Consider the following 6,961-nt stretch of genomic DNA (forward strand, 5'->3'; position numbering starts at 1 on the left):
CTTAAAAGGGTATGTTGACAAATACATTTTAGCTGATTTATAATTATTAGAATGTGCTTGACTTATATATAAATCAAGCTTTTATTAATAATAGAGTATAAATATAAATATAAATATATTTAAATTAAAAGGGGAGAAAAAAATGAACGAGGCAAGAAAATATATAATGACTTATGAGGGAGTTAAAAAATTAGAGCAAGAATTAGAACACTTAAAGACAGTTAGAAGAAAAGACATAACAGAAAAGATAAAGGTAGCTTTAGGTTATGGAGATTTGAGTGAAAACTCAGAATACGATGAAGCTAAGAATGAACAAGCATTTGTTGAAGGAAGAATTCTTCAACTAGAAAACATGCTAAAAAATGCTTCTGTTATTGATGAAAATGAAATTACTACAGATGCTGTATCTGTTGGATCTATAGTAAAGGTTAAAGATTATGAATTTGATGAAGAAGTAGAGTATACTATAGTAGGATCAGCTGAAGCGGATCCTATGGAATTTAAGATATCTAATGAGTCACCTGTAGGGAGTTCCTTAGTAGGTAAAAAGGTTGGGGAAATTATAGAAGTAAATGTTCCAGAAGGTGTAAGTAAGTTTGAGGTACTTAATATAAGAAGAGATTAAACAAAGATTAATGGAGGGATAGCCAATGGCAAATGAAGAAGTTAATATTAATGAACTTGAAGAAAAGTATGGTGAACAGGAAGCATTAAGAAGAGAAAAACTATTAGAATTACAATCAAATGGGAAGGATCCATTTGATGTTTATAGAGTTGAAAGAACTCATACTTCCTTACAGATTAAGGACAACTATGATACATTAGAAGGAAAAGAAGTAAAGCTTGCGGGTAGACTTATGTCAAAAAGGGTTCAAGGCAAAGCGGGTTTTGCAGATATTCATGATAAAGATGGCAGAATTCAGTTATTCATTAAAATAGACATATTAGGTGAAGAGAAACATAAAGAGTTTAAATCTTTAGATATTGGAGATTTAATAAGTGTAACTGGTGAAGTTTTCAAAACAAGGACAGAAGAAATAAGTGTTAAGGTTTCAGAGTACCAATTAATTTGTAAATCTTTAAAGCCACTACCAGAAAAGTGGCATGGTTTAAAAGATCCAGATTTAAGATATAGACAAAGAGAAGTTGATATAATAACAAATCCAAAAGTAAAAGAAACGTTTATAATGAGATCTAAAATAATAAAATCCATAAGAGAGTTTCTAGACAATAGAGGATTCTTGGAAGTTGAAACACCTATATTATCACCTATTGCTGGTGGAGCAGCTGCAAGACCGTTTTCAACCCATCATAATGCTTTAGATATGGATATGTATCTTAGAATAGCAACAGAGCTATATTTAAAAAGATGTATAGTTGCAGGATTTGAAAAAGTTTACGATATGGGTAAGAACTTTAGAAATGAAGGAATTGATGTAAGACATAACCCAGAATTTACAATGATAGAATTATATGAAGCTTATGCAGATTATAACGATATTATGGAACTTACAGAAAACCTTGTTGCTTATGCATGTGAGAAGGTTCATGGAAAAACTGTAGTTAATTACGAAGGTACAGAAATAAATCTTACTCCACCATGGAGAAGAGCTACTATGGTAGATTTAGTTAAGGAATATGCAAATATAGATTTTAACGAGATTAAAACTAATGAAGAAGCAATAGCAATAGCTAAAGAAAAACATTTGCAATTTAAAAAAGAAATAGAAGACTGTACTAAAGCAGATGTATTAAATGCTTTATTTGAGGAATATGCAGAAGAAAAATTGATACAACCAACTTTTGTGTGTGATTACCCTGTAGAAATCTCACCTCTTACTAAGAAAAAGAGAGGAAACCCAGAATATACAGAAAGATTCGAAGGATTCATATATGGAAGAGAAATATGTAATGCTTACTCAGAATTAAATGATCCTATAGTTCAAAGAGATAGATTTAATCAACAAGCTAAAGAAAGAGAGCTTGGGGATGATGAAGCTTACGTAATAGACGAAGAATTTATGAGCGCATTAGAAACAGGAATGCCTCCTACAGGTGGACTTGGAATAGGAATAGATAGGATAGTAATGTTCCTTACAGATTCACATTCTATAAGAGACGTTATATTATTCCCAACAATGAAGCCACAAAATTAACAAAAGACATAAAACAAGTTCTAAATGTAAATAATTTTTTAGAACTTGTTTTTTATAAAAAAAGTTTTAAAAATATGTTGCATTTTAAAAATAAATTGATATAATGATAGTGTAATGATATTCCGCGATAGCTCAATGGTGGAGCACTCGGCTGTTAACCGATAGGTTGGAGGTTCGAATCCTCTTCGCGGAGCCATTTTTTTAATATATTAATTACATATATACTAAAGGTCTTCAAAAATAGACATTGGTATGATATTAATAACTTAATACAATTTCACAATGATAAAGAATAGTAACTTTAATTACTTTTTAGAGAGATGGTACAAGGTGCAAACCATTATTGTAATAAAGTGAAAGGAGCTTTTGAGTGATACTACATTTTAAAGTAGGGCTATTGCCAATAAGGGTGGAACCGCGGAAAATATTTCGTCCCTTTTAGGTAAGGCTTTTTTTATTACCCATTTTTAATAATAAATAGGAGGTAACTTATATGACGTTTGAAAAAACAATGGATAAAGTTGTAGGACTTTGTAAGGGAAGAGGATTTGTATATCCAGGATCAGAGATATATGGAGGACTTGCAAATTCTTGGGATTATGGTCCTTTAGGCGTAGAACTTAAAAATAATGTTAAAAAGGCTTGGTGGCAAAAGTTTGTACAGGGAAATCCTTATAATGTTGGAGTAGACTGTGCAATACTTATGAATAACGAAGTGTGGATTGCTTCAGGGCATATTGGCGGGTTTTCTGATCCTCTCATGGATTGTAAAGAATGCAAATCAAGATTTAGAGCAGATAAGTTAGTTGAAGATCATATGACAGAAAATGGAGCAGAGGTAGCTTCAGCTGATGGTTGGAGTAACGAAGAATTAAAAGAGTACATTGATAGCAATGACATACACTGTCCAAAATGTGCAAAGAAAAACTTTACAGATATAAGAAAGTTTAACCTTATGTTTAAAACCTTTCAAGGAGTAACAGAAGATGCTAAATCAGAAATATATTTAAGACCAGAAACAGCTCAAGGTATATTTGTTAACTTTAAAAATGTACAAAGAACCTCAAGAAAAAAGATACCATTTGGTATAGGTCAAATAGGTAAGTCCTTTAGAAATGAGATAACACCTGGAAACTTTACTTTTAGAACTAGAGAATTTGAACAAATGGAATTGGAATTCTTTTGTAAGCCAGGAACTGATTTAGAATGGTTTGAATATTGGAGAGATTATTGCTGGAATTTCCTATTAAATTTAGGAATGGGAAAAGACAATTTAAGAATGAGAGATCATGCTAAAGAGGAACTTTCATTTTATAGTAAAGCTACATCAGATATAGAATACCTGTTTCCATTTGGATGGGGCGAACTTTGGGGTATAGCAGATAGAACGGATTATGACTTGAAAAAACATGCAGATAATTCAGGAGAAGATATGAGCTATTTAGATCCTACTACAAATGAAAAATATGTGCCTTACTGCATAGAACCTTCATTAGGAGCAGATAGAGTTGTATTAGCATTTCTTTCTGAAGCTTATGAAGAAGAGGAATTAGAAGGTGGAGATGTAAGGACAGTATTACACCTGCATCCAGCTTTAGCACCTTTTAAAGCTGCAGTGTTACCCCTTAGTAAAAAGCTTTCTGAAAAATCTACAGAAGTTTATTCTAAATTAAGAGAAGAATTTAATGTGGATTATGATGAAGCAGGAAGTATAGGTAAGAGATATAGAAGAGAAGACGAAATAGGAACACCATACTGTATTACAGTAGACTTCCAAACTCTTGAAGATGACACTGTTACTATAAGAGATAGAGATACAATGAAACAGGTAAGAATGAATATAGATGAACTATCAGAATTTATAAAGTTAAAGATGAAATTTTAATTTGTATTTAAATAAATATAAATACTTAAAAGGCAAGTAGGGTTATTTTTATAGCCTTACTTGTCTTTTATTTAATTTAAGGGTGTCTTTATTTAGTAAATCATAATAAGTTTTTGAATTTACCTTCATGATTTAAAAGCCATTGCTTTTTCCAAAGCCCACCGTTATACCCTATAAGATTACCATTACTACCTATAACCCTATGGCAGGGAATTATAATAGCAAGGTTATTTTTATTGTTAGCACCACCTACGGCTCTAACCGATTTTTCATTTTTAATTTTACATGCTATTTCTTTATAGCTACAAGTGCATCCATAAGGTATAGTTTTTAATGCATTCCAAACCTTTATCTGAAAAGGAGTGCCTTTGTTATAAAACATATCTATATCGAAGTCTTTTCTAAGACCTTTAAAATAATCATCAAGTTGAGTAATACAATTTAAAATTAAATCATTAGTTACAGATTCGCTTAAGTTGTCAACGAAGTTAATTGAAAATATGCCTTTATCTTTAGCTAATATTTCTATTATGCCAATTGGTGACCGGTAATATCCTTTAAATTCTTTATCCATATTTAATCCACCTTTACACATTAATTATACCTATATATTATTAGAAATGAACACAAATTACTATTATATAAGCTACAAATTCTTAACTTATTTTAATTAATATGATAGAATCATTTTAAACACAAATGTTATCATGATGTAATATTTTAAAATATAAAATTTGTTATATAAAATACAGGGCTTATTATTAAATTGGAGGTAGGTTATGTCTAAGAAAAAATTCAAGGAGTTTGAGGAATATATAAAAAGTAAGAGAGTTGCGGTAGTTGGTGTAGGGGTAAGTAATATACCGCTTATAAGTTTTTTAGTTGATATGGGAGCTAAAGTTACAGCCTTTGATAAAAAGACAGAATTAGAACTAGGAGATATAGTTAAAGAATTAGAAGCGAAGTCTGTAAATTTTGTATTAGGGGAAGATTACCTAGATAAGCTTTCTAACTTTGAAGTTATATTTAAAACACCATCTATGAGAATAGATAGTAAGGAGCTTCTTAGAGCTAAAAGTGAAGGTTCCTATATAACATCTGAAATGGAAGAGTTTATAAGATACTGCCCAGCGAAGATATATGGAGTAACTGGTAGTGACGGAAAGACTACTACTACTACAATAATATATAATCTTTTAAAAGAGCAAGGGTACAAGACTTGGGTAGGTGGTAATATAGGTACACCTTTATTTTCAGATATAAAAAAAATAAAACCGGAAGATAGAGTGGTAATAGAACTATCTAGTTTTCAATTAATGACCATGGATGTTTGTCCAGAAGTTTCAATTGTAACAAATCTTACACCGAATCATTTAGATATTCATAAAGGTATGGAAGAATATATAGAATCTAAGAAGAATATATTTTTAAATCAAGATAGACAGGGATTGTTAATATTAAATAGAGAGAATAGTATTACTTATGAAATGAAGGATGAGGCTAAAGGCAAGGTAGAATTTTTTAGTAGCAAAAGATTCCTAAGCGATGGAGCTTACTATAAGGATGGGATCTTGTATTTAAAAGATGAGGCTATATGCAAAGAAAAGAATATGGCTGTTAGAGGAATTCACAATGTAGAGAATTATATGGCTGCATTTTTAGCTGTAGAGCATGAAGTTAGCAAAGAGACTATGGCAAAGGTATTTAGCAGTTTTAAGGGTGTTCCTCATAGAAATGAATTCGTAAGAGAAGTTAAGGGAGTAAGATATTATAATGATTCTATAGGATCAAGCCCTACTAGAACTCTTGCAACTATATCTGTTTTTGAAAAGCCTGTTATATTAATTGCAGGAGGATATGATAAAGCCATACCTTTTGAACCATTAGCAAATGAAGGTTACAATAATATAAAATCAATTATATTACTTGGCAATACAAAAGAAAAGATAAAAGGGGTATTTGAAGAATTAAAAAGATCTAAAGGTATAGATATACCTATATATGAAGTGGATTCATTAGAAGAAGCTGTGATAAAGGCTCAATCAATATCAAGCTATGAAGATAACGTAGTGTTATCGCCAGCTTGTGCAAGTTTCGATATGTTTAAAAATTTCGAGGTTAGAGGAAATAAGTTTAAAGAGTTAGTTAATAATTTAAAATAAATTACTTTTAATACAATAAGTAGACATATATAAAATAATATTATACGTGTGGATAAAACATAAGTTAGCACTTTCGCATTTCAAGATATTATTATATGAAATATACCAGATTAATAAATAAAGAATTATATATAAACTTTAAATATATAATTCTTTATTTAATTAAATATCAATATTCAAGGTGTGATTTTTATAATGAATGAATGTATGGTGATATATTTAAAACAAACACTTCCTAGTGTATCCACTTAAGATATATCTAGATATAAATAGTAAATAGGTGAAAAAGGGATATAATAAGCTTAAATGGACTATAATAACCATCGCAGCGAGATAATATAATGTTATTATAAATGAGCACTCGAGAGAGTTGCACAAGATTCACCAAAAGTTGACTACATAGTATAAGAACATTAAAGATTCTAAAAAACTTGTTGACAACTTACAAAACAAATGATATACTAATATAGTTGCTTCATTAAAGAAGCACATTGATCTTTGAAAATTGAACAGAAAAGATATATAAAGACCAGCAATTCTTTTGAATTATGTAATTGAGTAGATTAAACTTACTTAGAGAATTCAGATTCAGATATTCTGAAAATGGAAACTCACTCAGCAAAGCTGAGGAGTAAAAGTCTATACCAAATCACAGATTTGGAATATACTTTTAAATTGAGAGTTTGATCCTGGCTCAGGACGAACGCTGGCGGCGTGCTTAACACATGCAAGTCGAGCGAAGTTATTCCTTCGGGGAT

General features: G+C 30.4%; 5 protein-coding genes, 1 tRNA gene, 1 rRNA gene and 1 other annotated feature. Of the genes, 6 read left to right on the forward strand and 1 reads right to left on the reverse strand.

Annotated features, from left to right (window positions below):
* Positions 1 to 142 precede the first annotated feature (142 nt).
* From greA to BD821_RS04995, 4 genes are all read left to right on the forward strand, one after another.
* Positions 143 to 625: a transcription elongation factor GreA gene (gene greA / locus BD821_RS04980; protein ID WP_029451475.1), complete on the forward strand. Its 483-nt coding sequence runs from the start codon at positions 143 to 145 to the stop codon at positions 623 to 625.
* Between the two features lie 25 nt (positions 626 to 650).
* Positions 651 to 2,156, forward strand: coding sequence for a lysine--tRNA ligase (gene lysS / locus BD821_RS04985; RefSeq protein WP_104409572.1), 1,506 nt, complete (start codon positions 651 to 653; stop codon positions 2,154 to 2,156).
* Between the two features lie 121 nt (positions 2,157 to 2,277).
* Positions 2,278 to 2,352, forward strand: a tRNA-Asn gene (locus BD821_RS04990).
* A 77-nt stretch (positions 2,353 to 2,429) separates the two neighbouring features.
* Positions 2,430 to 2,596 (forward strand) — a binding site (T-box leader).
* Positions 2,597 to 2,649: 53 nt separating this feature from the next.
* Entirely contained in the window at positions 2,650 to 4,041 is a 1,392-nt protein-coding gene (locus BD821_RS04995) for a glycine--tRNA ligase (RefSeq protein WP_029451473.1), read from the forward strand.
* A gap of 100 nt (positions 4,042 to 4,141) precedes the next feature.
* Here the strand turns inward: BD821_RS04995 and BD821_RS05000 are convergent, their stop codons facing one another.
* Complete coding sequence (locus BD821_RS05000; protein WP_104409573.1) at positions 4,142 to 4,615, reverse strand: methylated-DNA--[protein]-cysteine S-methyltransferase; 474 nt, start codon at positions 4,613 to 4,615, stop codon at positions 4,142 to 4,144.
* A gap of 205 nt (positions 4,616 to 4,820) precedes the next feature.
* On the opposite strand from BD821_RS05000, the gene murD reads away from it, so the two are divergent.
* Positions 4,821 to 6,203: a UDP-N-acetylmuramoyl-L-alanine--D-glutamate ligase gene (murD, locus tag BD821_RS05005; RefSeq protein WP_104409574.1), complete on the forward strand. Its 1,383-nt coding sequence runs from the start codon at positions 4,821 to 4,823 to the stop codon at positions 6,201 to 6,203.
* Between the two features lie 671 nt (positions 6,204 to 6,874).
* A 16S ribosomal RNA gene (locus BD821_RS05010) occupies positions 6,875 to 6,961 on the forward strand; the annotation flags it as partial.

The organism is Clostridium algidicarnis DSM 15099, assembly GCF_002934235.1.
Lineage (GTDB): Bacteria > Bacillota > Clostridia > Clostridiales > Clostridiaceae > Clostridium_L > Clostridium_L algidicarnis.

Excerpts from the sequence above, each read along its gene's own strand:
- BD821_RS05000 (WP_104409573.1), bottom strand. The coding sequence starts at position 4,615 with ATGGATAAAGAATTTAAAGGATATTACCGGTCACCAATTGGCATAATA.
- lysS (WP_104409572.1), top strand. The coding sequence starts at position 651 with ATGGCAAATGAAGAAGTTAATATTAATGAACTTGAAGAAAAGTATGGT.
- murD (WP_104409574.1), top strand. The coding sequence starts at position 4,821 with ATGTCTAAGAAAAAATTCAAGGAGTTTGAGGAATATATAAAAAGTAAG.
- BD821_RS04995 (WP_029451473.1), top strand. The coding sequence starts at position 2,650 with ATGACGTTTGAAAAAACAATGGATAAAGTTGTAGGACTTTGTAAGGGA.
- greA (WP_029451475.1), top strand. The coding sequence starts at position 143 with ATGAACGAGGCAAGAAAATATATAATGACTTATGAGGGAGTTAAAAAA.